The following is a 26,597-nucleotide window of genomic DNA, read 5'->3' on the forward strand; positions in this document are numbered from 1 at the left end:
GCGAGGGAATCAGAGCGGTTATGACTTTTTCTTACTGTTTATAACGTCGGGTTTGAGGCATTAAAAAAGGGCCGAGCAAGCTCGACCCTTGATGTAACGCGCCGGCGCGGTTACTTGACCTGCATACCAGGCTGCGCGCCGCTGTCCGGGCTCAGCAGGAAGATCTCTTTCCCGCCGGGGCCCGCTGCCATCACCATGCCTTCCGAAACGCCGAAGCGCATTTTGCGCGGCGCCAGGTTAGCGACCATGATGGTCAGGCGGCCTTCCAGCGTTTTCGGATCCGGATAAGCGGAGCGAATGCCGGAGAAGATCTGGCGTGATTCGCCGCCCAGATCCAACTGCAGCTTCAGCAGTTTGTCGGAGCCTTCGACAAAGTCGGCGCTTTTGATCAGGGCGATGCGCATGTCCACCTTGGCGAAGTCGTCAAAGGTGATGGTTTCCTGAATAGGATCATCGGCCAATGGACCGGTCACCGGCTTGGCGGCGGCCATGTCTTCTTTCGAGGCGTTGACCATTTCGCTGACCTTGTCCAGATCGATGCGGTTGAACAGCGCTTTGAATGCGTTCACCTGGTGGCCCAGCAGCGGCTGCGGGATTGCGTCCCAGCTCAGCTCGGCGTTGAGGAACGCTTCGGCGCGTTCGGTCAGCGAAGGCAGCACCGGCTTCAGGTAAGTCATCAGCACGCGGAACAGGTTGATGCCCATCGAGCAGATGGCCTGCAGATCGGCGTCGCGGCCTTCTTCCTTCGCCACCACCCAAGGTGCCTGCTCATCCACGTAGCGGTTGGCCAGATCGGCCAGCGCCATGATTTCGCGGATCGCGCGGCTGAACTCGCGGCCGGCGTAAGCTTCGGCGATGCTCTGCGCCGCGTCGACGAAGGTCTGGTACAGCGCCGGATCGGCCAGGCTGTCGGCCAGCTTGCCGCCGAAGCGTTTGTTGATAAAGCCGGCGTTACGTGACGCCAGGTTCACCACCTTGTTGACGATGTCGGCGTTTACGCGCTGCACGAAGTCTTCCAGATTGAGATCGATATCATCAATGCGTGAAGAGAGCTTGGCGGCGTAGTAATAGCGCAGGCAGTCGGCGTCCAGATGCTGCAGGTAGGTGCCGGCCTTGATGAAGGTGCCGCGCGATTTGGACATTTTGGCGCCGTTCACCGTCACGTAGCCGTGCACGAACAGGTTGGTCGGTTTGCGGAAGTTGCTGCCTTCCAGCATCGCCGGCCAGAACAGGCTGTGGAAGTAGACGATGTCCTTGCCGATAAAGTGATACAGCTCGGTGGTGGAATCTTTGCGCCAGAACTCGTCGAAGTCCAGATCGCCGCGCTTGTCGCACAGGTTCTTGAAGGAGCCCATGTAGCCGATCGGCGCGTCCAGCCAGACGTAGAAGTATTTACCCGGCGCATCCGGGATCTCGAAGCCGAAGTAAGGCGCATCGCGGGAGATGTCCCACTGCTGCAGGCCCGATTCGAACCACTCCTGCATCTTGTTCGCCACCTGCTCTTGCAGCGCGCCGGAGCGCGTCCACGCCTGCAGCATTTCGCTGAAGGCCGGCAGGTCGAAGAAGAAGTGCTCGGAGTCGCGCATCACCGGCGTCGCGCCGGAAACCACGGACTTCGGATCGATCAGTTCCGTCGGGCTGTAGGTGGCGCCGCACACTTCGCAGTTATCGCCGTATTGATCCGGCGATTTGCATTTCGGGCAGGTGCCCTTCACGAAACGGTCCGGCAGGAACATGCCTTTCTCCGGATCGTACAGCTGAGAAATGGTGCGGTTCTTGATAAAACCGTTTTCTTTCAGGCGGCTGTAAATCAGGGTGGACAGCTCACGGTTTTCATCGCTATGGGTCGAATGGTAGTTGTCATAGCTGATGCCAAAGCCGGCGAAATCCTGTTGGTGCTCCTGGCTCATCTCCGCGATCATTTCTTCCGGTTTCACGCCCAGCTGCTGCGCTTTCAGCATGATCGGCGTGCCGTGCGCGTCGTCCGCGCAGATGAAATGCACTTCGTGGCCGCGCATTCGTTGGTAACGCACCCAGATATCCGCCTGGATGTGCTCGAGCATGTGGCCGAGATGGATGGAACCATTTGCGTACGGTAGCGCGCACGTCACCAATAATTTTTTCGCGACTTGAGCCATAGTGAGAACTTGCTTTCTGTAATGAATAAAAGGGCCTTCGATGTTAACCGATCGCGCCCTTCGCTGCTAGGGCGGTTTCTTGCAGGTTATATGCGCCAGCGGCAGCGCAGTTCTGATATGCTTAGCCGGAAGCTACTCATTCAAAATCAAGGAGCCGGGATGAACGCAAAATCCCCTGAGCAGACCAACCCCGAAGTTCTGCGCGCCCTGGTGACCGGTGTACTGGCCGCCTTTGAACACCCGACGTTGAAAAACAACCTGACCGCATTGAAGGCCATTCATCACTGCGCGTTGCTGGACGATGTGCTGCATATCGAACTGACGATGCCGTTTGCCTGGCAGAGCGGTTTTGAAGCGCTGCAGGCGAGCGTCGGCCCCGAATTGCTGCGCGTGACCGGCGCTTCCGCCATCGACTGGAAGCTGAAACACGACATCACGACGCTGAAACGCGCCAACGGCCAGGCCGGCATCAAAGGCGTGCGCAACATCGTCGCCGTCAGCTCCGGCAAAGGCGGGGTGGGGAAATCCAGCACCGCCGTCAACCTGGCGCTGGCGCTGGCCGCCGAAGGGGCCAAGGTCGGTATTCTGGACGCCGACATTTACGGCCCGTCGATCCCCAACATGCTGGGTACCGAACATGAGCGGCCGACCTCGCCGGACGGTCAGCACATGGCGCCGATCGTGGCGCACGGCCTGGCGACCAACTCCATCGGTTACCTGGTGACCGACGATAACGCCATGGTGTGGCGCGGCCCGATGGCCAGCAAGGCGCTGATGCAGCTGCTGCAGGATACGCTGTGGCCGGATCTGGATTACCTGGTGCTGGACATGCCGCCGGGCACCGGCGACATCCAGCTGACGCTGTCGCAGAACATTCCGGTGACCGGCGCGCTGGTGGTTACCACCCCGCAGGATATCGCTTTGCTGGATGCCGCCAAGGGTATCGTGATGTTCGAGAAAGTGCATGTGCCGGTGCTGGGCATCGTGGAGAACATGAGCGTGCACATCTGCAGCAACTGCGGTCACCATGAGCCGATCTTCGGCACCGGTGGCGCTGAGAAGCTGGTGCAGAAATACCACAGCCGTCTGCTGGGGCAGATGCCGCTGCATATCTCGCTGCGCGAAGACCTGGATCGCGGTACGCCGACGGTGATCAGCCGCCCGGACAGCGAATTCGCCGAGATGTATCGCCAGCTCGCCGGCCGCGTGGCCGCGCAGATGTATTGGCAGGGCGAGGCGATCCCGACGGAGATTGCTTTCCGCGCGCTGTAATCTGCCTATGGCAATGCACGAGCCCGGCTTAAACGCCGGGTTTTTTTATGGGATGCGAGCAGGGTTGTGCAAATCCGCGCGGGTATAAGGACGTTCGATTTGCGCCAGCGTTTTGGCGATATGTTCCAGCAACCCCTGGGTGGGGGCCGGCTGACGCTGTCCCATCAGTGCCAACGGCAAGGCCAGCGCGATGACGAATTGCGGCCAGGAGAGGTGCGGGCGCGTTTTGCTCTGCTGCAGCCACAGGAACAGTGCGCTGGCCAGGTAGCCTAAAATTAGCCCGCTGATCACCTCGGATACCGAGTGAACGCGAATTTCCAGCCGCGACACGCCGATGGTGAAAGGCAATATCCACCCGGTCAACAGCGCGAGGCTGCGCACCGGATGGGAAAATCGGCCGGTCAACGCCCAGAGCAGCGGCGGCCAGATGCTGGCCGCGAGGGCCGAATGGCCGCTGAATCCGGTGAAATCATAGCGCTCGCTGCCGATGCCCCAGCCCATAAAGGCCAGTTTGGACAGGCAGACCAGCCCGCCGGTGAAGCCGAAGGTCAGCGCCCACTGCCAGCCTGCCGCGCGGGTGGCGGAAGACGTGAGCAGCAATAAAAACAGAATCAGCGCGCAGGGCAGCAGCAGCATGCTGTCGCCGAAAAAAGTCAAAAAATACCAATCCAGCACATCAATCTCCGATGAAGGGCCACGGGGAGCATAAGTCAGCGCAGGAGTGTATCTTGTTACCGCGCGTTGCCCTAGCCGTGAGATTCTTAAAATGCTGCAGTGCCGATAAGACGAGACAGCCCGAATTCGCCCGCCGTCGCGCAATATACAGTGGCGCAAACCCCGACGACTCCCTATAATTGTCGCGTTTTAGTTCCCCCCTTCACATTACGAAATCAGGTCTTTAATTTTATGACTGACAATCCGCATCAGTGCGTCATTATTGGTATAGCTGGCGCATCTGCCTCCGGAAAAAGCCTTATTGCCAGCACGTTGTACCGCGAACTCCGCGAGCAGGTCGGCGATGAGCACATCGGCGTTATTCCAGAAGACAGTTACTATAAAGACCAGACTCACCTGACCATGGAAGAACGGGTCAAAACCAACTATGACCACCCGAGCGCCATGGATCACAACCTGCTGTTCCAGCATCTGCAGATGCTGAAGGCCGGCAAGGCGATTGAACTGCCGCTGTACAGCTACACCGAACACACGCGCAAGAAAGAAACCGTCCATCTCGAACCTAAAAAAGTGATTATTCTGGAAGGGATTTTGCTGCTGACGGATATCCGCCTGCGCCAGGAGATGAACTTCTCGATCTTCGTCGACACGCCGCTGGATATCTGCCTGATGCGCCGCATGAAGCGCGACGTCAACGAGCGCGGCCGCTCGATGGATTCGGTGATGGCGCAATACCAGAAGACCGTGCGCCCGATGTTCCTGCAGTTTATCGAACCTTCCAAACAATACGCCGATATCATCGTCCCGCGCGGCGGCAAGAACCGCATCGCGATCGATATTCTGAAAGCCAAAATCAGCCAATTCTTTGAATAATGCCGCTTAATGGCCGGAAATGTGCATTTCCGGCCGGTGGCCAACTATTTGCACCCCGGCGTAGACCTTTCGCCCGTTGTGTGGCAATTTTTGTTTAGTGACGCGTTTTGATGGAGAAGAAAGACATGAGACTGTGCGACCGCGATATAGAAGCCTGGCTGGATAGCGAGAAACTGGTGATTTCCCCGCGCCCGCCGCTCGAACGCATCAACGGGGCCACAGTAGATGTCCGTTTGGGCAATCAGTTCCGCGTGTTCAGTGGCCATACCGCGCCTTTTATCGATCTTAGCGGGCCGAAAGACGAAGTCAGCGCCGCGCTGGATCGCGTGATGAGCGACGAGATTGTCCTGCCGGAAGGCGAGGCGTTCTTCCTCCATCCCGGCGAGCTGGCCCTGGCGGTGACGTTCGAATCCGTGACGTTGCCGGACGATCTGGTCGGTTGGCTCGACGGCCGTTCTTCTTTGGCGCGCCTGGGGCTGATGGTGCACGTGACCGCGCACCGTATCGATCCGGGCTGGCATGGGCGCATCGTGCTGGAGTTCTACAACTCCGGCAAGCTGCCGCTGGCGCTGCGGCCGGGGATGCTGATTGGCGCCTTGAGCTTTGAGCCGTTGTCCGGCCCGGCGGCCCGGCCATACAACAGCCGCCAGGACGCAAAATATCGCGATCAGCAGGGCGCAGTAGCCAGTCGAATCGACAAGGACTAACGGCGCGGGATGCACCGTCGGTGTGGCGCTGACAAGAGGGTGGCATGAGAAGATTACTGACGACATTGGCGATTTTACTGGTGGTCGTGGTGGCGGGGATGTCCGCGCTGGTACTGCTGGTCAATCCGAATGATTTTCGCGGCTACATGGTCAAAAAAGTCGAGCAGAAGAGCGGCTACCAGCTGACGCTCGAAGGCGACCTGCGGTGGCACATCTGGCCGCAGCTCAGCATTTTGGCCGGCCGCATGACGCTAACCGCACCGGGTGCCAAAGCGCCGGTGGTGAGTGCGGAAAACATGCGCCTCGATGTCAAACTGTTGCCGCTGCTGTCGCATCAGCTGTTTGTGAAGCAGGTGATGTTGAAAAACGCGGTTATCCGCCTCACGCCCGACAGCGAAGAGCACTCGCAGGTGGATGCCCCGATCGCACCCGCCGGTAGCGGTACTGACGCGGCAGACGCGGCCTGGAAGTTCGATATCGATAACCTTCGGGTGGTGGACAGCCTGCTGATTTGGCAGCGTGCCGATAACGAACAAATCAATGTTCGGGATATCAACCTCACCCTGCAACAAACGCAAAAACGCCAGGCGCAGCTGGAACTTTCCAGCCGGGTCAACCGCGATCAGCGTGACCTGACCTTCAGCATGGCGGCCGATGTCGATCTGCAGCAGTTCCCACGCCAGATTGGCGCCAAAGTGACCCAGTTCAATTACCAACTGGCGGGCGCGGATATTCTGAACGGCGGTATTCAGGGAGAGGGGAATGCGCAGGTGGTCTATCAGCAGACGCCGGCGCAGATTGCCGTCAGCCAGCTGAACGTCAGCGCCAATAACAGTCAGTTGACCGGCGATATCAGCGCCACGCTGGGGGCAGTGCCCGGCTATGTGGTGAACCTCAATTCGGCAAACCTCGATCTTGACGCGCTTTCCGGCTGGCAATCCAGCACCACGACCGCCGAGCAGCCCGCCGTGACTTCCGCGCCGGTGATCGCCAGCCAGGTTGACGATCGGCAGCAAAACCTGGAGGCGCTGCGCGATTTCACTGCACAGTTGAACCTGCAGGCGGCACAGGTAACCTATCGCGGTATGAACGTTACCCAGTTGGCCGTTACGGCGGACAACCAACGCGGCCTGCTGACGTTGCACAAGCTTGCCGGGCAATTGGCCGGCGGAGATTTCTCCTTGCCGGGAACGCTCGACGCGCGCGGCAATAAACCGGTGATAAGCGTACAACCGGTGCTGAATCAGGTTGAGCTCGGCACGGTGCTCAAGGCATTCGATATGCCGCAGATGCTCACCGGCAAGTTCAGCATGAAAGGGGATCTGACCGGCGATCGCCTCTCTTCACAGGCATTTGAGCGCCGCTGGCGCGGTACGGCGCAGCTTGCGATGCAGGATGCGCAGCTGCACGGCCTGAATATTCAGCAGCTGATTCAGCAGGCGGTGGCGCGTAATGATAACAGCGTACGTGGGCAAGACAGCTATCAGCGCTATACCGAAGTCAAAAGCGTCTCGGCGCAGGCCAGCCTGAGTCAGGGCACGGTCAAACTCAGCGGCCTGACGGCGGATTCGCCTTTGCTGGCGCTGACCGGCGCCGGCAGCATCGATATGCCGGGCAAACAGTGCGACATGGCGCTCAACGTGCGCGTCACCGGCGGTTGGCAAGGGCGCGGCGAGCTGATTGAGCAACTGCAAAAAACGCCGATCCCGCTGCGGGTCTATGGGCCTTGGCAACAGCTGAATTATCAACTGCAGGTCGATCAAGTGCTGCGCAAAACGCTGCAGGATCGGGCCAAGGATGCGTTGAACAAATGGGCTGAAAAGAACAAGGATTCGCGCGAAGGCCAGGATCTGAAGAAGCTGCTCGACAAGCTGTAATCTCCTCTGACGCGGGTCGCATTGTGGCCCGCGTCAATCTCGATGTTTCCCGCGATAATTTCTCTCCGTTACCTTGATGAAGGTCATGAAGACTCGCGCGCAGTTTGTGCAGAGTAAGGGACTGTTCTGCTATGACTATGCGCCTGAGCGCGAAAACATGACGAGTTGAGGAAACATGATAGAGCTTCTTATTGGCGCCGTAGTGGCGGCGGGCGTGGGCCGTTACATCATCAAAGGGTATTCCGCCACCGGCGTCTTGATGGTGGGCGGGTTACTGCTGCTCGGTATCAGCGCCCTGATGGGGAAAACGCTGTTGCCGTCCGGCGCGGCCTCTACCGGCTGGCGCGCGACCGATATCATCGAATACGTCAAGATCCTGCTGATGAGCCGCGGCGGCGATCTCGGCATGATGATCATGATGCTGTGCGGTTTCGCCGCCTACATGACGCATATCGGCGCTAACGACGTGGTCGTCAAGCTGGCCTCGCGCCCGTTGCAGATGATCAATTCGCCTTATCTGCTGATGGTGGCGGCATACTTTGTCGCTTGCCTGATGTCATTGGCGGTCTCTTCCGCTACCGGCCTCGGCGTGCTGTTGATGGCGACGCTGTTCCCGTTGATGGTGAACGTCGGCATCAGCCGTGGCGCGGCGGCGGCTATTTGCGCTTCGCCGGCGGCGATTATTCTGGCGCCGACCTCTGGCGACGTGGTGTTGGCGGCCAAGGCGGCGGAGATGCCGCTGGTGGACTTCGCGTTCAAAACCACGCTGCCGATCTCGATTGCCGCCATCGTCTGCATGGCCGTGGCGCACTTTTTCTGGCAGCGCTATCTCGACAAAAAGAACAATGAACAGCATCACATCATGGACGTCAGCGAAATCAACACCCACGCGCCGGGGTTCTATGCGATTTTGCCGTTTACGCCGATCCTCGGCGTGCTGATTTTCGACGGAAAATGGGGGCCGGAGCTGCATATCATTACTGTACTGGTCGGGTGCATACTGTTGGCGGCCGTGATCGAGTTTGTGCGCAGTTTCAGCGCCAAACAGGTATTCAGCGGCCTGGAAGTGGCCTATCGCGGCATGGCGGACGCTTTCGCCAGCGTGGTGATGCTGCTGGTGGCCGCGGGTGTATTCGCGCAGGGGCTGAGCACCGTTGGCTTTATCAGCGGCTTGATCGGGCTGGCACAGTCGTTCGGCACCGGCGGTTTGATCATGATGTTGGTGCTGGTGGTGATCACCATGCTGGCGGCCATGACTACCGGTTCCGGCAATGCGCCGTTCTATGCGTTTGTCGAACTGATCCCGAAACTGGCGGCGCAGATGGGCGTGAATCCGGCCTATCTGGTGATCCCGATGCTGCAGGCGTCTAACCTTGGCCGCACGCTGTCGCCGGTCTCCGGCGTGGTGGTGGCGGTTTCCGGCATGGCGAAAATCTCGCCGTTCGAGGTGGTGAAACGCACTTCGGTGCCGGTGATTGTCGGGTTGGTGGTGGTGATCGTGGCGACCGAGCTGTTGGTTCCCCAGTAAAAGAAAGGCCGGGCGATGCCCGGCCTCAATGCTAAACCTCGTAGTCCTCCGGTGGGGGAGGCGGGGTGATCTTCACTTTCAGAATGCGGTGGCTGTTAACCTCCAGCGGTTCGAACAGATAGTCACCGATCTTGATTTGCTCGCCTTCTTGCGGCACACGCTGGCTGTGTTCCATCAGCAGCCCCGCCAGCGTGTGGTATTCGCGTTTTTCTTCCAGCGGCATCGGCAGGTACAGCACCAGATCTTCCAGCGGCATATAGCCGTTGGCAATCCAGCTGCCGTCTTCGTTTTGCTGAATGTCATGGCGTGCGTCCACCTCTTCGCCGGCCTCCGGCAGATTGCCGGCGATGGTTTCCATCACGTCCGTCAGGGTGACGATACCTTCGACGGAACCGAACTCGTCGACCACAAAGGCAAAGTGCGTCTGCGCCTGGCGGAACTGTTCCAGGGCGCTTAACAGCGTGAGCTGTTCCGGGAAGATCAGCGGTTGGCGTATCAGCGCGCGCAGATCCAACGGCGCCTGCGCCAACTGCTGTTTGAGGACGTCGATAGTATGGATAACGCCCAGCGGTTCGTCGCTGGCGCTGCTTTCCACCACCACGATGCGCGTGTGCTGATTACGCTCCAGCAATTGCGTCAGTTTTTCCTGCGGATCGTTCAGCTCGAGGTATTCGACGTCGTGACGCGAAGTCATGATGCTGCTGACTGTGCGCTGCGCCATGCCCAGCACGCGTTCGATCATGCGCCGCTCTTGTTGATTGAAGATCTCGCCGTTTTCGCTGTCGCTGTCCGCCAGCAGGTTGGCGGAGTGGCTGTCGACCTCCGCTTCTTCGTGTTTACCACTCAGCATGCGCAGTACCGCCTCGGCGGTGCGCTCGCGCAGTGGCCGCACCTTCGACAGGAAGCGCCGGCGGTTGAACTGTGCCAGTTGGTTCAATGCTTCGATCATCACCGAGAAGCCGATCGCCGCGTAGAGGTAACCTTTCGGAATGTGGTAGCCGAAGCCTTCCGCCACCAGGCTGAAGCCGATCATCAGCAGGAAGCTCAGGCACAGGATAACGATAGTCGGGTGAGCGTTGACGAAGCGCGTCAGCGGCTTGCTGGCCAGCAGCATCAGGCCGATGGCGATACACACCGCGATCATCATCACCGCCAGGTGGTCGACCATGCCGACTGCGGTGATCACCGAGTCGAGCGAGAAAACGGCATCCAGCACCACGATCTGCGCCACTACCGGCCAGAAACGCGCGCCTTTGCGTGTGCCGTGCTGCTCTTCATCCTTGCCTTCCAGCCGCTCGTTCAGCTCCATGGTGGCTTTGAACAGCAGGAATATCCCGCCGACCAGCATGATCAGATCGCGGCCGCTGAAGGGGTGCTCCGCAACGATGAACATCGGTTTGGTCAGCGTCGCCAGCCACGAGATGGAGGCGAGCAGCGCCAGACGCATCACCAACGCCAGCAGCAGGCCGACGACTCGAGCCTTATCTCTTTGTTGTTTTGGTAGTTTATCCGCCAGAATGGCGATGAAGACAAGGTTGTCTATACCCAGAACGATTTCCAGCACGACCAAGGTGGCCAGGCCGGCCCAAATTGTTGGATCAGCGATCCATTCCATACGCCCAATTTCACCTGTAAGTTCTACGGCTTATGCCGCAGGGGAATGATGGGCGCTGAGGCGGCAAAATTCAACTTTAAAACAGTGAAATCCACATGTTTACACGGTTTCCCCGCCCGCGATTGAGGGGGAAACAATGGGTAGGTTCAGGTAGGCGCCTCAGCGTGGCAAAGTCAAGCCGATCGATGACAATAACGATTTTGGCGCCGTGTACGGAGTTTGTCGATAAAGTGGTCATAACTATATTTTTTAAAATCAAGGTGTTATGCACGTTTTTCACAGCTACACTTAATTGCTCGGTAAACCCATAGTAGTCTTATTCTGAAAAGGACTCACAGGGGGGATCTTAGACTTGTGTCGTTAGAACAATAGTATAAGAATCTTAACCATGAAATGGGGGGGAACAATAACATCTGGTTATAAAAAGACCCAATTTTTTGTGATTATGTGAACCAAATTGCAGAAGTATCATGGTGCTGAATCCTGTTCATAGAAAAGTGTGATTAAGATTCAGTCGATAGACTAGGCGAGCGTGATTCAGTGCTTTGGTAGCTGCAAGCCAAGGGCGGTAGCGTGGGAGCGATGCGGTGCGAGGGTTCATTAGGCATGTTTTTTAAGTAATCCATTGATTTTTTATATTAAAATGTCAATTTTCGCACCTCATCATCTGGCGTTCATGCGAGATAGCCTGCCCTGGGAAATTTCATCGTTGTGCGAGGGGGATTTACACTTTTCTTCTCGACAAGTCCGACAGGATAATCGGAGTCGCTGAGTTCAAAATAATAATGTCAGAAAAACAGGCGGCATTTGGCTCTCGTACCGTTATCCTCTCGCCATTATTTACATTTTTGAGCGGAGCAGATATTTCCCGCATATACAATTTCGATGAATTTACCATAGTGATAAAAATGTAATGGAAAAACTGAAAGAAAAAACAACCAGAGGCCTGAAATGGAGTGCGCTGGAACGAGTGATGGCGCAAGGAGTGCAGCTTTGCGTAATGCTGATTTTAGCGCGAATGCTGGGGCCGACTTCATTTGGTCTGGTTGGCATGTTAGCGGTGTTTATTGCCGTAGCCCAGGTCTTTGTCGATAGCGGCTTCAGTGCGGCATTGATACGCAAACCGGAACGTAGCGAGGCCGATGTTGCCACTACCTTCTATTTTAATATCACGGTGTCGTTGGTTTGTTATGCCGTGCTGTATTTCAGTGCGGATAGCGTGGCCAGATTCTATAATCAAAGTGAGTTATCTTTATTACTGAAAGTGCTGGGGCTGGCCGTTATCTTTAACTCATTCCTGGTTATTCCCAGAACCAATCTGACGATCGCGATGGATTTCAAATCGCAGGCGAAAATTTCAATTTTAAGTGTGTTGGTGAGTGGTACGATTGCGTTGTTCTTGGCTTGGAAAGGCTACGGCGTATGGGCCTTAGTCGCGCAGACCTTGCTCGCGTCGCTAACCAGCGTAGTGATGTACAATATTATTTCCCCATGGAAACCTAAAGATCGGTTCTCTTTTGAGTCGTTTCGTTATCTTTTTGGTTTTGGTAGCAAGTTGCTTTGTTCATCGTTATTGGAAACGATCTACAATAATATTTATCAGCTCATTATCGGTAAGCATTTTTCGCCGAATTATGTCGGGCAATTTACGCAGGCTAATCAACTCGCCAGCGTACCTGCAATGACGGCGACAACCGTGATCCAGCGGGTTACCTTTCCCATGTTTAGCCACATGCAGAGCAGCCCGGAAAAAATGGATCAGGCCTATTTACTGACGTTAAAACTGGCGGCTTTCGTCATTTTCCCGCTATTGTCGATATTGTGTGTTGCTTCGACGCCGTTGCTGACCTTGATATTGGGTGTAAAGTGGATTTATGCCTCTCATCTTTTATCGATTTTATGCATTGGCTACCTGCTATATCCTATTCATGCGATAAACTTGAATATACTGCAAGTCAAGGGGCGTTCGGACCTGTTTCTAAAGCTTGAGGTTATCAAGAAAGTGTTGGGTGTGGCGATTTTGTTGGTCACTATGCAAATCAGTATCACGGCTATGTGTATAGGCATTGTGCTTCACTCATATCTTTCTTTGATTATCAATACTTACTATACAAGCCAGCTTACGCAGATTGGCCAATTGACTCAATTTAAAGCTTTATGGTCATTGTGGTTAGGTTCTGTTATGAGCGCTGCAAGCGCGTTTTATCTTAACCAGGCATTTGTTTTTTCGTTGCCTGTTGAGATCTTTATCGCGATATGTATTCCGGCTATTCTCTATATAATGTATTCGGTACTATTCCAAAGAGATTTGCTGAAGATTATCTTCACTGCAGTAAAAAAATAAACTCACGATAAGGATTAGCATGAAAAAGAATATTCCTGTAACACAGCCATTTCTTCCTGAGCTTGGCGAATTTGTCCCTTATCTGGAGGAGATCTGGTCAAATCGCTGGCTAACCAATAATGGTCCATTTCATCAACGACTGGAAAGTGAGCTTTGCGATTATTTAGGCGTTGAGCATATTTCTCTATTCAATAATGCGACCATCGCTTTGATTACGGCGCTTCAGGCATTGCGTATTTCTGGCGAAGTGATCACCACCCCTTACTCCTTTGTTGCGACTGCTCACTCTATTCTTTGGAATGGTTTGACGCCTGTTTTTGTTGATATCGACAGCGATAGTTACAATATCGATCCTAAAAAGATTGAGGCGGCAATTACGCCTCGAACCTCTGCAATCATGCCTGTGCATTGCTATTCTAATCCTTGCGCCGTTGAAGAGATTCAAAAGATTGCAGATAACTACGGTTTGAAGGTTATTTATGATGCTGCGCATGCCTTTGGTATAAACTACAAAGGTGAGAGTCTGCTGAGATATGGTGATCTTTCTATCTTGAGTTTCCATGCCACAAAAGTATTTAATACTTTTGAAGGTGGAGCGATCATCAGCCCTGATGCAAAAACCAAGCAACGTATTGATCGCCTGAAAAACTTTGGTATTGCTGATGAATTGACGGTAACGGCTCCTGGAATTAATGGGAAAATGAGTGAGATCAATGCAGCCTTTGGTTTGGTACAGCTGAAGTATATCGATCAAGCAATCAAAAAGCGCAAAGAGATTGATGAAAAATACCGTCAAGTGCTGTCGACAGTGAAGGGCATTACGCTGTCCAAATTGTCACCTGACTCCAATAGTAATCATTCTTATTTTCCCGTTCTGATCGAGAAAGAATTTCCACTCACTCGTGATGAGCTCTATGATAAGTTGAAGAACAACAATATTCTCTCTAGGAAATATTTTTATCCATTAATCAGTAATATGCCAATGTACCGCGGCTATGCCTCCGCTGCTCCTGAGAATCTGAAGCATGCGAACACCATCTCTGATAAGGTGCTGTGCCTGCCTATTTTCGATGCGCTGGAAGATGACGATCTGAATCTGATCATTACTTTGATCAGGGAGTGCTAGATCCGAAGGGCACAATTATAACTCTATATTATAAGATTAAATGTGCCCATGAATTGAACGTAGATGATAATTATATGGCAAAAAATTTATAAAGGGTAAGGAATGAAGTATTTAATTGTTGCCACGTCATATGATGAAAATAGCGGTGGCGTCATTGCTTTACACAAATTATGTCATGTGATTAATTCTCTCGGTGGTGAAGCTTATTTGCATCCGCGCGTAACCGAATCTCGCGCGGATTTTAAAAGCATGTTAAGAGCCGCCAAGTCCTTCTTGCGAGTGAGCTTCGGTAAATATAATACTAATCCTTCTTTTAATACGCCAGTTAAAAGACGAATCACTAAAAAAGAGCTGGAAGATTTTTGCGTAGTTTATCCTGAGAACATTAGCGGTAACCCTATCGGGGGCAAACAGGTTGTCCGTTGGTTTCTGCATCACCCTGGCTATCATTCAGGCCAGGTAAACTATTTTTCAGGTGAGTTGTATTTTTCATACGATTCCTTTGGCAGCGACTTCGCCATCCATGGTTCGAAAACCTCTGAGCATCCTCTGCGCGTCACGCACTTCTTTGACGAATATTATAATGATATTGGTACAGAGAAAGAGCGAACGGCTGTCGCCTACTGTTTACGTAAAGGTAAAGACCGTGAGATGGTTCATGATGTGGACCGTTCAACGTTGATTGACGGCCTCTCTCACCGAGAAGTGGCCTCTATTCTGCGGCGTTCTGATATTTTTGTCAGCTACGATCTTTATACGGCATATAGCTGGTTTGCCATTATGTGTGGTTGTGTACCGGTTATTATTCCTCAACCAGGGCTTAGTATTGACGAGTGGTATCCCAACTCACAGTCTAGATTGGGATTTGCTTATGGCTTTGACCAAATAGAACAGGCCAGAGCGGAGATGGAATCAGCGAAGAAAAACTTGAAAAACAAAGAAATTGAAACGATAGAAAACGTTAAGGTATTTTTGGCAGAAGTTGAAAACTATTTTTCAAAATGACCTTTTGCAGAAATAACGGTTAGTTGAATTTCATGCTGTATATAATTTGGAGGCTGAATTGATTTTGTTCTCCAGAATTAACGTTCGTTGGATGTTATCGGGGGCGGGGAATACATGAATGATTTTTATGAATGATTTTGTAACGGCTTTGCAGCAAAAGGGCGACAGATTGAGTATCTTCTTTAATTCAATTCGTTCGGATGCTAAGTAGTCTTATTCCTAAAAATCTCTTCATGGCGATGTAAGCCTTGTATCAGTAAGTTAATCGTATAAGAATTTGGTGCATATTTAGAGATGACATCACTTATCGAGGCGATAATACAAAATAGCCGTTTGCTGAACTGCAAGAAAGCGGCGCTGACGATGTTTATGTAATTACGTCAGTTACCTGGCTGAGAGCATGTTGCCATAGCATATTGGCCATGAAAGCCGAGGGCGGTAGCGTGCCTGGAACGTCGGAGCAAGCGCTTTCGGTTTTTTGCGCGCAATGAGGGAGTGAGTTGCCTAACCGGGTTTCCGACGCTGTGGTGGACCTTTGGCAGGTGTTGAACATGTATCTAGAACGGGGTTATGGGTAGTGAAGAACATTCTTTTTGTTATGCCGATTTTAGGACTGACTGGTGCGGATCGGGTTATTTTCACCTTATTGAACAACCTGGACAGAACGCGCTTTCGCCCAATGTTGCTGCTGTACAAAAATGATCCAAGCCTGAACGTGCTGGTCAAAGAGCTACGCCCGGACGTCGAAGTGACGTATCTGAACATCTCCGGGCGGGCCAGATTCTCTTTCCCAAAAATTTTGACCGGGATCCGGCGAGTCTGCCGGGAAAAAAATGTCAGCACGCTGTTCATCAGTTCAGGAACATCCAATGCGGTTATTTCACCTTTCTTGTTCCTGTTCGGCAAGCGAGTGAAAACAATTGCGCGAGAGTCGAACTTGCCGAGTTTGTTTGAAAAGAGCGCGATCGTTAAGTTTCTCTATCAGTACAGTTACAAGAATTATGACAAAATCGTCGCGCAAAGTGATGATATGCGTGAAGATTTGATTAAAAACTTCCAAATTCCTGCCGATAAGATAGTTAAAATCAACAACCCCCTCGATTATCGCTATATCAACGCATTATCGCAGCGGGACGGTGAACCATGTTTCAACGAGAACAAGATTAACCTGTTGAGCATTGGGCGACTGACATACCAAAAAGGTTTCGATTTACTGCTGAACGAATTCGCCAAGGTCGACGATCCGCGCTATCACCTGACTATTATCGGTGAGGGGGAGGACAAGGCCGCTTTACTTGCCTTACGTCGGCAGTTGACGTTGGAGGAGCGGGTTACTTTTATCGATAGCACGGATAATCCGTATCGCTTCATGCGGCAGGCTGACGTGTTTATTTCGAGTTCTCGTTGGGAAGGATATCCAAACGTCGTCATTGAGTCGCTGCTGTGCGGTACGCCTGTTTTGGCTAACAACTATCCGGGTGGAATCAACGAAATCATCGACAGTGAAAACGGCCAGGTTTGCGATCTGACCCGAGATTTTTCGTCGGCTCTCAAGCATGTCAGCGGTTTGCGGGATGTGAGTTTCGACGTGAAAAAGGTTGATGAAATTTTCAATAAATATAATGAGCTGGTTGATTAAAAGGCGATTTTAGCCGCGTGCACCTATGGCGGGCGCGGTGTGCGGAATCATTTGTGCATAGCCAACGGGTTCGGTTGACGCCAATCCGCTGCGCAGGCGGTGAGCCTTCACCTTTGCAGGCCGCCGGAAATTGCACCCTACATGTCTCATTTGGATAGAAACTATGCAAAAAAGAATCAAAGCCGTAATCCCTGTTGCAGGATTGGGAACCCGAATGCTTCCCGCCACAAAGGCGATTCCGAAAGAGATGTTGCCTGTCGTCGATAGGCCCTTGATTCAATATATTGTGGACGAGTGCGTTGCGGCAGGGATCCGAGATATCATTTTGGTCACCCACTCGTCGAAAAACGCGATTGAAAACCATTTTGACACTTCTTTTGAGCTGGAGGCGATGCTCGAATCCCGCGTCAAACGCCAGCTGTTGAAAGAGGTTCAGTCGATCTGTCAGCCAGATGTCACCGTTATGCAAGTGCGCCAAGGGCAGGCAAAGGGGCTGGGGCATGCGGTGCTTTGCGCTAAACCTATGGTGGGCGACGACGCTTTCGTGGTGGTCTTACCCGATGTTTTGCTTGATGATACGACGTGTAATCCGCTGCGTGATAATTTGGCCAAAATGATCTCGCGTTTTGAGCAAACCGCAGTAAGCCAGATTATGGTTGAACCCGTGCCGGAACAGGATGTATCAAAATATGGCGTGGTTGACTGCGGCGGCGTTGAATTGAACGCCGGAGAGAGTGCGGCCATGTCAGCCATTGTGGAAAAACCGGAGCGCGACGTTGCCCCCTCCAATCTGGCCGTCGTGGGGCGTTACGTGTTGTCTGCCGACATTTGGCCGTTGTTGGAAAAGACCCCGCCCGGGGCCGGCAATGAGATCCAGTTGACCGATGCGATTGCTATGTTGATGCAACGGCAAAAGGTAGAAGCTTTCCATATGAGCGGTAAATCACATGATTGCGGCGACAAACTGGGTTATATGAAAGCATTTGTGCAGTACGGCGTGCGCCATGCGTCGGAAGGGCAAGCCTTCAATCAGTGGTTGAAGCAGAAAATTAAAGGCTAATTTAGTGCCTGCCGTACGACGGCTCAATAGGTTAAAGGTAAATTCGATGACGACATTGAAAGCGGTTATCCCCGTAGCAGGGCTTGGCATGCGGATGCTGCCAGCGACGAAAGCTATTCCTAAAGAAATGTTGCCAATAGTCGACAAGCCACTCATTCAGTATATCGTTGGAGAGTGTGTGGCGGCGGGGATCAAGGAAATTATCCTGGTCACGCACTCTTCCAAGAATGCGATCGAAAACCATTTCGATACCTCTTTCGAACTTGAAGCCATGCTCGAAGCCAGGGTGAAAAGGCAACTGCTGGACGAAGTGCAGTCCATTTGCCCGAAAGGCGTTACGCTTATGCATATCCGTCAAGGGCAAGCAAGGGGGTTGGGGCATGCGGTACTGTGCGCCAAACCGCTGGTGGGCGATCACCCTTTTGTCGTCGTTCATCCGGATATCTTGTTGGACGATGCCACCTCGGATGCCAAAAAAGATAACCTTGCCCACATGATCGCGCGTTTTGAAACGACGGGCGTTAGCCAGGTGCTGGTGCAGGAAATGGATGCCGCTCTTTTGCGGAATTACTCTGCGGTGGCGTGTGAAAATCCGGATCTGCAGCCGGGAGACAGCAGTCGCATGCTCTCCATCATCGAAAAACCGGAGCCTGAAGTTAAACTCAGCTCAAATTTTTCCGCAGTAGGCCGATATGTTTTATCCGCGGACATCTGGCCAGTATTGGAAAGGACGGCACCTGGTGCTTGGGGGCGCATACAGCTCACCGATGCCATTTCCGGACTGCTCCGGGATAAAGCCATCGATGCGGTGCGCCTGGTGGGGGAGTCGTTTAACTGCGGCGAAAAAATGGGTTACCTGAGGGCGTTTGTCAGCTACGGGCTACGCCACCCTGTGCAGGGGGAAGCGTTTCGCAAATGGCTGGCGGAATTCGTAGCGTAAACGTTTTTGTCTGCTCAATGTACAGGGCCCTGCCAAAGGCAAAAAGTGATAATGGCCCCGTCGAAGCGGGGCGCTGTGGCTGAGGGCCATTTTTGAGCGTGAAGCATCGTGGCGGCATTAGCCGGATAGATGATACGATCAGAGAAAACCATCTAACGGTTATGGAATATGAAAATATCAGACTATAAATTACACTTGGCGGCGGTTGTTTTTCTCTTTTTATTCACGTTTTCGGGTGTCTTTTCCATTATCGCGGTTAAATTCGATAACCCGTTGATAAAAATATGGAAAGAGATTCTGATCATCGTGCTTTTCACGGCTTGCACGTTATTCGTATTTATGAAACGGAGCATAAATATCAGAAAGGTTTTGCTGCTCTTGATCTTTCTTATGCCATTTTTGGTTATTTATCTTATACTTACGATAGATTCCAATCGTCTTCTGGTTGCTTATCAGATTAAGAATGACGTAGTGCCATTTCTGTTTGTCGCTGCAGTTGCATTTATCGTCAATAGCCGAGAGTCAAAAGAGCATATCTATCTGAAGATGGTTAAGGTCGTCATTATCACCGGCATGATCAACTCAGTGTTCGTGTACTTTGAAAGCGCATTCTCTTCGCTCTTCATGTCGGTCCTCGCCATAGATGATATGAACAATGCCGGCGGCGCATCTGGCGTACGTCTTGATAATACGCTATGGGGACTTCGGGCGATGGGAACCATGACATCGTTCATCAACTCTGGCACGTTGATATTTTTCGCCATTGTTTGTCTCCTGGAAACCAAGTTGTACCGCGGTTGGAAGAAATTGGTCATGTTTGCCATGCTCGTAGCGGCAATGGTGCTGACGACCTATAAAACGACATTGCTGGCGATTGCGCTGTATTTTGGCGTAAAAGCGGTATATATGATGTTTAGCCGCGTGCGCGGCGCAAAAATGATCTATTTCTTTGCCACCGTTGTGGTGTTCACGGCGATGACCTACGTCTTTAACAGCATGGACGTCTATAATAAACTCGCCTTCACGCGGTACAAGGATGTGGCTTATAACTCTATCTACATTCGTGTTTTACAACATGCTGATATTATCAGGGATATGGAGGGTCGTGGCCAGTTCTACACCGGGTTGGGCGTTGGCGTAAACGGGACTTCAGGGCCGAGTGAAGATCTAAAGGTGAACAGTAAGGCGCTGGATAGCACTTACATTTACATCATGAGCAATTATGGCTTTATTGGCGTGTTTATCTATGTCTCCACGGCGTTCCTCATCTTGCTCTACCTGTGCCTCCAGGGGCGTGAGAACGATAATATCGCGATTGTTCTTTTATTCTACTCATTGTCGGTTGAGTTCTTTACCAACAATATTTTCGCCAATTTCCCCTGTAACTTGCTCATGTATACGCTGGTGTATCTTTCGATGATTTATTGCCGGCCGCAGGTCGTCAGGGAGAAAAAAATGCCGGCGATAAAAAGTGCTCCTGGGAACATGTTGGGGGCGTAATGTAAACCGCCTGCATGCGGGCGGTGTTGTTGATGAGGGAAGGCCTTTTTGTGAGAATAAACAGGTATCTTTCTTCATCAATACCCTTTACCTTTTGGCGTGGCAGCTACTCGCAAGCGGGGTGCTACATAAGAAACATCTGGACAGATGTTCCGGCCACTCCCTGACGCGCCATTTTCCTTTATCTGAAATAACTGATGGTAGTAAGTAGACATGAGAAAAATGAAAACTAAGCGAGTCGCCGTTCTGATCGCTAGTGCGCTGCTCGCTGGTTGTACTATCGCTCCTGGACAGCATCTTAGTACCAGCAACAAGGATGTTGTCCGACAGCAGGATGAAGATTTCGATCTCAACAAGCGGGTCAACGTTTATCCGATGACGCCAAAGCTGCTCGAGAGTTTGCGCGGCAAGCCGGTGATCGCCCAAGCGAACCCGCAGCTTGATCGTGAGCTGAAAGCGCATCAGTACCGGATCGGCATCGGCGACGTATTGATGATTACCGTATGGGATCACCCTGAGTTGACGACGCCGGCCGGTACTTACCGCAGCGCCAGCGATAGCGGCAACTGGGTCCATGCGGACGGCACCATTTTCTATCCGTACATCGGCAAGGTAAAGGTGGTGGACAAAACCGTGGTGGAGATCCGGCAGGATATCGCCAATCGCCTGGCCAAATATATTGAAAGCCCACAGGTTGATGTCAGCATCGCGGCTTTCCGTTCACAGAAAGTCTACGTGACAGGTGAGGTGAAAACCTCGGGTCAACAGCCTATCACCAATATTCCTCTGACCATTCTGGATGCCATCAATGCCGCCGGTGGTTTGACGGAAAATGCCGATTGGCGTAATGCGGTGTTGACCCATAACGGCAAGGAAATCCCTATTTCGCTGCAGGCTTTGATGCAGAACGGCAACTTGCAGGAAAACCACCTGCTTTATCCTGGTGATATTCTCTATGTTCCGCGCAACGACGATCTGAAAGTCTTTGTGATGGGCGAAGTTAAGCAGCAATCCACGCTGAAAATGGATCGTAGTGGCATGACATTGACAGAAGCGTTGGGTAATGCCTCCGGCGTTGATCAGGCCATGTCGGATGCGACCGGTATTTTCGTCATCAGACCGCTGCGTGGCAGACAGCCAGAAGGCAAGATTGCCGATATTTATCAGTTGAACGCCAGCGATGCGACGGCGATGGTATTGGGAACCGAGTTCCAGCTACAGCCATACGACATTGTTTATGTTACCACCGCACCAATAGTTCGCTGGAACCGCGTTATTACTCAACTGGTGCCGACCATTGCAGGTGTTCACGATATGGTTGAAACCGTGCGTTATATCAGGAGCTGGCCGCAATGAAGTTTGATTCCATTCTGGTCATTTGCGTTGGCAATATTTGCCGCTCGCCAACGGGAGAGGCGCTGTTGCGTCAAATGCTTCCCGGCAAGAAAGTGGCCTCGGCAGGATTGCAGGCGGTTGTGGGAGAAGGCGCCGACGCTAATGCGAAAATCACAGCCGAAAAGCATGGGATATCGCTGGACGGACATGTCGCGCGTCAACTCACATCAGCACTATGCCGTGAGTATGATTTGATATTGGTGATGGAAAAACGTCATATCGATATGGTCGGCAATATCGCTCCGGAAGTCAGAGGAAAAACCATGTTGTTCGGCCATTGGATGGGGCAGCAGGAAATCGATGACCCCTATCGGAAAAGTTTGGAGGCCTTTGAATATGTTTATCAAATGTTGTCCAACTCTGCGAGTAAATGGGCCAAAGTGCTAGCTTCCTAATACGAGAATTGTTATGTCAGAAAAGAATAAATTGCCTAGTGGTTCTGCAGAGAGGCCTGAAGAAATCGACTTGCGCCGCCTGCTGGGGGAACTGGTAGACAACAAGTGGCTGATTGTCGGCATCACCAGCCTGTTTAGCGTGTTGAGCTTGCTGTACGTTTTATTTGCGACACCGGTATATGAAACGGATGCATTGGTACAAGTAGAGCGTAACGTTGGCAATACGCTATTGACGGATATTTCTTCCATTCTTCCAGACAGTCAACCGCAAAGTCAGGCTGAGATTGAACTGATTCAGTCACGAATGGTAATGGGAAAAACGATTCAGGATCTTGGCCTCGAAACGAGCTCCGTGGTGAAGTATTTCCCCATTTTCGGCCGCGGTTGGGCTCGATTGATGGATGAAGAGCCGGCCAAGATCGCCTTATCGCGCTTGGTAGTGCCGGAGAAGTGGTTGAATATTCCGTTGGAACTCACCGTTGGCAAAGAGGGGCAGTATCAGCTTACTGCGGATGGTTCAACTGTGCTGAATGGCAAAATTGGCCAGTTGGCGTCAGGCAATGGTTTCACTTTACTGGTCAGCGATATTGATGCGGATGTCGGCACTACTTTTTATGTCATCAAACGCACCCCGCTCAATGTCATGCAGGAAATGTCCAAAAACCTGACGGTTGCGGATAAAGGTAAGGATACCGGCGTACTTGGGCTGACCTATACGGGGGACGATCCGGTACTGATTCAAAAAATTCTGAACAGCATCGCGCAAAACTATTTGCAGCAGAACGTTGAGCGTAAATCGGAAGAAGCCGGTAAGAGTCTGAAATTCCTAGAGCTGCAACTGCCTAAAGTTCGCGAGCAACTGGAGATTGCGGAAGACAAGCTTAATAGCTATCGCCAGCGAAAGGATTCGGTCGACATGTCGCTTGAAGCCAAATCGTTGCTGGATTCGGTTGTTGGTGTCGAATCGGAGCTGAATCAGCTCACCTTGAAAGAAGCCGAAATTTCGCAGCTATATACCAAGGACCACCCGGCATATAAAGCGTTGATGGATAAGCGACAGACGCTTACCAATGAACGGGATCGCTTTAATAAGCGCATTAGCACTATGCCGGCGACGCAGCAGGAAATTCTGCGTTTGACTCGTGACGTTCAGGCTGGGCAAGAAATTTACATGGAGCTGCTGAATAAGCAGCAAGAGTTGAGCATCAGCAAAGCCAGCACTATCGGTAACGTTCGCATTGTCGACAGTGCGATCACGTCGCCAAATCCGGTATCGCCGAAGAAAACGTTGATGATCCTGTTATTCACCTTCCTGGGCGCTTTGATCTCCTCGGGGGTGGTATTCCTGCGTGCATTGTTGCACAAAGGGATCGAAACGCCGGACGAGCTTGAGGAGTTGGGAATTAGCGTTTATGCCAGCATCCCTATTTCTGAGACTCAGCAGAAAAAGGATATGCTGTTCAGCCGCAGCAAAGGACGCTCCAAACATAGTGACATGCTGTTGGCATTGGCAAACCCGGCTGATTTGGCGGTGGAGTCGATTCGTAGCTTGCGCACCAGCTTGCACTTCGCCATGTTGGAAGCGAAGAATAATGTGCTGATGATTTCAGGGGCATCGCCAGAAATTGGTAAGACATTCGTATGTAGTAACCTTGCTGCCGTGATTGCCCAATCCGGGCTGAAAGTATTGCTGGTAGATGGCGATATGCGCCGTGGCCGTGTGCATGAGGTCATGCATGTGTCTAACGATAAAGGGCTGTCGGCCGTGTTGTCCGGGCAAGTTCCTATGGAGGAAGCGCTGTGCAAAACGGAAGTCGCTAACCTTGACTTCATTCCGCGTGGCAAGGTGCCGCCAAACCCTTCGGAACTCCTGATGCATCAGCGTTTCAGCCAGCTACTATCCTGGGCGCAACAGCACTACGATCTGGTGCTGGTGGATACACCACCGATTCTGGCGGTAACCGATGCTTCTATTGTGGGGCGTCATGCTGGTACCAACATGATGGTAACTCGCTTTGGTGTGACGACGCAGAAAGAAGTTGAGGTGAGCATGTCTCGCTTTGAAAACAGCGGCGTAGAGATTAAAGGGGTTATCTTCAACGCCATCGTGAAGAAAGCCAGCAGTTACTACGGCTATGGTTATTATAATTATGGTTACGAAAGCAAGTCAGAATAAGCTAGAGAAATAACCCACGCCCCGCAGTTCATACTATGGCCTGCGGGGCTGCTTTCTCATGATTTCATATAATAGATTAAAATCTTGATTTTATAAGTTTATTATATGTGATTATTTTTTATTTGTTGTTAATTATGGTTTCGATTTTCGCAAGGACAGATTATGCTTTATATTAATGCACGTTTTTTGGCGCAAGATCTTACGGGCGTCCAGCGTTTCGCTGAACAGATATCTATAGCGCTTAATGAGATTCGTGATGATATTATTTTCCTTGTTCCTAAAGATACTAAGCGAAACGGCTTGTTGAAGAAGGTTAAATTTGAAGAGGTTGGCGAGCGTCAAGGTCACTTGTGGGAACAGTTGGACCTACCGGCATATTTGAAGAAAAAAGGCTCTCCACTATTATTGAATCTGTGCAGCACAGCACCGATATTTTACCGGAATCAAATTGTCACTCACCATGACGTGACCTATAGACGCTATCCAGAAAGCTTCTCAAGAAAATTTAGAGCGCTTTATCGAATTTTAATTCCTACCATGCTGAAAAACAGCAAAAAATTGATTACCGTTAGTGAGTTTTCTCGCAATGAGATAAATGAAGTTTATCATTGTCCAAAAGAGAAAATTGCGGTGGTGTATAATGCGGTTAGCGGTGATTTTTTCAGAAAGCCAGCTGTGCAACAAGAGAAGTATTTGCTTGCCGTGTCGTCGCCTAATTATCACAAAAATTTCCACGGAATGCTGGAAGCATTTGCTAGTTTACCGAAGGAAAGCGGCGTCTCCTTGAAAATCATTGGCAAGTCGGCAACAACTTTCGCAGCACAAGACTTCAGCAAATTGATTAATGGCTCGGATGACATTCAATTCATGGGGCGTGTCGACGATAAAGAATTAATTGAGCTTTACCAGAATGCTTTGGCTTTCGTTTTCCCGTCATTCTATGAGGGGTTTGGCATTCCACCGCTAGAGGCACAAGCTTGCGGTTGCCCGGTGATTGCCGCTAAAGCTGCATCTATGCCAGAAGTGTTGGCGGATAGCGTGGTTTATTTTGATCCGAATAATGTCAGTGATATTGCGGCGGCAATGGAAAGAATCATCACCGATGAGCGGTTGCGCGAGGATCTGATCGCCAAAGGCGAACAGAACGTCGCTCGTTTCTCGTGGCATCATTCCGCGGAGAAAGTGGATCAGATCGTAGGAGAGATTCAGGCTGTCTCCCAGGGGAGAAATGCATGAGGGTATTGCACGCAGCTGAAACGATCAAGGGCGGCGTTGCGACCGTACTGCGGCAGTTGATGATTAGCCAGCAGGATAATACTGAAATAGAGTCACTGGATTGTCTGGTTCCCGATGAACAGCGCGATGAGGTTAGCGCGGTGCGTGCAGAAAATGTGACGACATTCCACCGCACAGGAAGAAATATTGCTTCGTTCATCCGCTTCTTTATCGGTTTTTCGTCATTATTGCTTAGAAAGAATCCCCACATCGTGCATCTTCATAGCACTTTTGCCGGCGTGCTCGGCAGAATAGCTTTGATTATGCTTTGGCCGATCAGAAGGCCGAAAGTGATTTACTGCCCGCATGCGTTCTCATTTTTGATGCAGGGCAGCGAGAAACAGCAAAAAGCTTTTTCACTGGTCGAGAAGGCTCTGACAGGCATCACAGATGCTATTATCTGTGTCAGTGAACATGAGAGGGATAAGGCGATTGAATACGGTTTTCCCGCGCATAAATTGCATGTGATTTATAACGGCGTGCCCGCTGTTGCCAATGAAAACACAATGGCTAATCCGTACCCCGAAAATGTTCTTAACCTTCTTTTTGTCGGTAGATTTGATTATCAAAAAGGGTTCGACATCCTTATCACGGCGATGGAGAGTTTACGTGGGCACCCCATTCATCTCACTGCAGTTGGCGGTGGAGTGCATAACAAGTATGCGCCGGCCGACACCGCGCCGCAAACGACCTATACCGGGTGGTTAAATGCAGAAGCGCTGGAACCTTATTTTCGTCATGCCGACGTGCTGATCGTGCCTAGTAGATGGGAAGGACTTGCTATGGTGCCGTTGGAAGCCATGAGCTATGGATTACCGGTAATTGCCAGCAACTGCACCTCTTTTCCTGAAATGATTGAAGATCGCCGTACGGGGCTGCTCTTTGATCTGCAACAGCCGGAAATGCTCGTCCGCTACTTAATCGATACGCCTAAAGAGGATTGGAAGCGCATGGGGCAGGAGGCAAAACAGCTGTTTCTGCTCAAATTTACCGCTGAGACGATGATTGGCACTACGGCGGCTCTTTATAAGAAGGTTTTAGGCGCTTAACTTAAATT

At 51.8% G+C, this 26,597-nt stretch carries 20 protein-coding genes; 17 read left to right on the top strand and 3 right to left on the bottom strand.

The genetic code is table 11. The features are described from left to right. Window positions 1-110 precede the first annotated feature (110 nt). A complete protein-coding gene (gene metG / locus QOL81_RS10365) occupies window positions 111-2,138 on the bottom strand; it encodes a methionine--tRNA ligase (protein WP_070913991.1) in 2,028 nt (675 codons plus the stop codon). Between the two features lie 159 nt (window positions 2,139-2,297). On the opposite strand from metG, the gene apbC reads away from it, so the two are divergent. After that, window positions 2,298-3,410 carry an iron-sulfur cluster carrier protein ApbC gene (apbC, locus tag QOL81_RS10370; RefSeq protein ID WP_038880999.1) on the top strand — a complete coding sequence of 371 codons (1,113 nt, stop codon included), beginning with the start codon at window positions 2,298-2,300 and terminating at the stop codon, window positions 3,408-3,410. 45 nt (window positions 3,411-3,455) lie between these two features. Here apbC and QOL81_RS10375 read toward each other — a convergent pair whose 3' ends face one another. Further along, window positions 3,456-4,085 carry a phosphatase PAP2 family protein gene (locus tag QOL81_RS10375; RefSeq protein ID WP_060421419.1) on the bottom strand — a complete coding sequence of 210 codons (630 nt, stop codon included), beginning with the start codon at window positions 4,083-4,085 and terminating at the stop codon, window positions 3,456-3,458. Window positions 4,086-4,316: 231 nt separating this feature from the next. On the opposite strand from QOL81_RS10375, the gene udk reads away from it, so the two are divergent. From udk to dcuC, 4 genes are all read left to right on the top strand, one after another. Continuing rightward, the gene (gene udk / locus QOL81_RS10380) at window positions 4,317-4,958 is read left to right on the top strand and encodes a uridine kinase (protein ID WP_004938922.1); all 642 of its coding nucleotides are present in this window, start codon (window positions 4,317-4,319) and stop codon (window positions 4,956-4,958) included. 125 nt (window positions 4,959-5,083) lie between these two features. After that, a complete protein-coding gene (gene dcd / locus QOL81_RS10385; protein ID WP_019454407.1) occupies window positions 5,084-5,665 on the top strand; it encodes a dCTP deaminase in 582 nt (193 codons plus the stop codon). A 44-nt stretch (window positions 5,666-5,709) separates the two neighbouring features. Then, complete coding sequence (gene asmA / locus QOL81_RS10390) at window positions 5,710-7,542, top strand: outer membrane assembly protein AsmA (RefSeq protein ID WP_060421423.1); 1,833 nt, start codon at window positions 5,710-5,712, stop codon at window positions 7,540-7,542. 175 nt (window positions 7,543-7,717) lie between these two features. Continuing rightward, on the top strand, window positions 7,718-9,070 hold the full coding sequence (dcuC, locus tag QOL81_RS10395) for an anaerobic C4-dicarboxylate transporter DcuC (RefSeq protein WP_060421426.1): 1,353 nt from the start codon (window positions 7,718-7,720) through the stop codon (window positions 9,068-9,070). A gap of 31 nt (window positions 9,071-9,101) precedes the next feature. Here dcuC and QOL81_RS10400 read toward each other — a convergent pair whose 3' ends face one another. Beyond that, entirely contained in the window at window positions 9,102-10,685 is a 1,584-nt protein-coding gene (locus QOL81_RS10400; RefSeq protein WP_060421430.1) for a TerC family protein, read from the bottom strand. A gap of 913 nt (window positions 10,686-11,598) precedes the next feature. Between QOL81_RS10400 and QOL81_RS10405 the strand changes: the two genes are divergently transcribed. The 12 genes from QOL81_RS10405 (at window position 11,599) to QOL81_RS10460 (ending at window position 26,589) form a co-directional block, all read left to right on the top strand. Further along, window positions 11,599-13,029 carry a lipopolysaccharide biosynthesis protein gene (locus QOL81_RS10405; protein ID WP_060421433.1) on the top strand — a complete coding sequence of 477 codons (1,431 nt, stop codon included), beginning with the start codon at window positions 11,599-11,601 and terminating at the stop codon, window positions 13,027-13,029. Window positions 13,030-13,048: 19 nt separating this feature from the next. Further along, window positions 13,049-14,155 carry a dTDP-4-amino-4,6-dideoxy-D-glucose aminotransferase VioA gene (vioA, locus tag QOL81_RS10410; protein WP_060421435.1) on the top strand — a complete coding sequence of 369 codons (1,107 nt, stop codon included), beginning with the start codon at window positions 13,049-13,051 and terminating at the stop codon, window positions 14,153-14,155. A gap of 102 nt (window positions 14,156-14,257) precedes the next feature. Beyond that, window positions 14,258-15,160, top strand: coding sequence for a hypothetical protein (locus QOL81_RS10415; protein ID WP_072265453.1), 903 nt, complete (start codon window positions 14,258-14,260; stop codon window positions 15,158-15,160). A gap of 577 nt (window positions 15,161-15,737) precedes the next feature. Beyond that, on the top strand, window positions 15,738-16,799 hold the full coding sequence (locus QOL81_RS10420; RefSeq protein ID WP_230200976.1) for a glycosyltransferase: 1,062 nt from the start codon (window positions 15,738-15,740) through the stop codon (window positions 16,797-16,799). Between the two features lie 163 nt (window positions 16,800-16,962). Next, window positions 16,963-17,859, top strand: coding sequence for a UTP--glucose-1-phosphate uridylyltransferase GalU (gene galU / locus QOL81_RS10425; RefSeq protein WP_060421444.1), 897 nt, complete (start codon window positions 16,963-16,965; stop codon window positions 17,857-17,859). A 46-nt stretch (window positions 17,860-17,905) separates the two neighbouring features. Next, window positions 17,906-18,799, top strand: a complete 894-nt coding sequence (locus QOL81_RS10430) for a sugar phosphate nucleotidyltransferase (protein ID WP_060421447.1) — start codon at window positions 17,906-17,908, stop codon at window positions 18,797-18,799. Window positions 18,800-18,967: 168 nt separating this feature from the next. Next, complete coding sequence (locus tag QOL81_RS10435) at window positions 18,968-20,299, top strand: hypothetical protein (protein ID WP_060421450.1); 1,332 nt, start codon at window positions 18,968-18,970, stop codon at window positions 20,297-20,299. A 213-nt stretch (window positions 20,300-20,512) separates the two neighbouring features. Further along, window positions 20,513-21,655, top strand: a complete 1,143-nt coding sequence (locus QOL81_RS10440) for a polysaccharide export protein (protein WP_046897001.1) — start codon at window positions 20,513-20,515, stop codon at window positions 21,653-21,655. Further along, window positions 21,652-22,089 (top strand): arsenate reductase/protein-tyrosine-phosphatase family protein, encoded by a 438-nt coding sequence (locus QOL81_RS10445; protein ID WP_283439808.1) that lies wholly within the window; start codon window positions 21,652-21,654, stop codon window positions 22,087-22,089. The genes QOL81_RS10440 and QOL81_RS10445 overlap by 4 nt, the downstream gene beginning before the upstream one ends. Before the next feature lie 13 nt (window positions 22,090-22,102). Further along, the gene (wzc, locus tag QOL81_RS10450; RefSeq protein ID WP_060421456.1) at window positions 22,103-24,265 is read left to right on the top strand and encodes a tyrosine-protein kinase Wzc; all 2,163 of its coding nucleotides are present in this window, start codon (window positions 22,103-22,105) and stop codon (window positions 24,263-24,265) included. Window positions 24,266-24,427: 162 nt separating this feature from the next. Continuing rightward, window positions 24,428-25,501, top strand: coding sequence for a glycosyltransferase family 4 protein (locus QOL81_RS10455; protein ID WP_060421459.1), 1,074 nt, complete (start codon window positions 24,428-24,430; stop codon window positions 25,499-25,501). Further along, window positions 25,498-26,589 (top strand): glycosyltransferase, encoded by a 1,092-nt coding sequence (locus QOL81_RS10460; protein WP_283439809.1) that lies wholly within the window; start codon window positions 25,498-25,500, stop codon window positions 26,587-26,589. The genes QOL81_RS10455 and QOL81_RS10460 overlap by 4 nt, the downstream gene beginning before the upstream one ends. Window positions 26,590-26,597: the final 8 nt, after the last annotated feature.

The organism is Serratia sp. CC22-02, from assembly GCF_900182895.1.
Classification (GTDB): domain Bacteria; phylum Pseudomonadota; class Gammaproteobacteria; order Enterobacterales; family Enterobacteriaceae; genus Serratia; species Serratia nevei.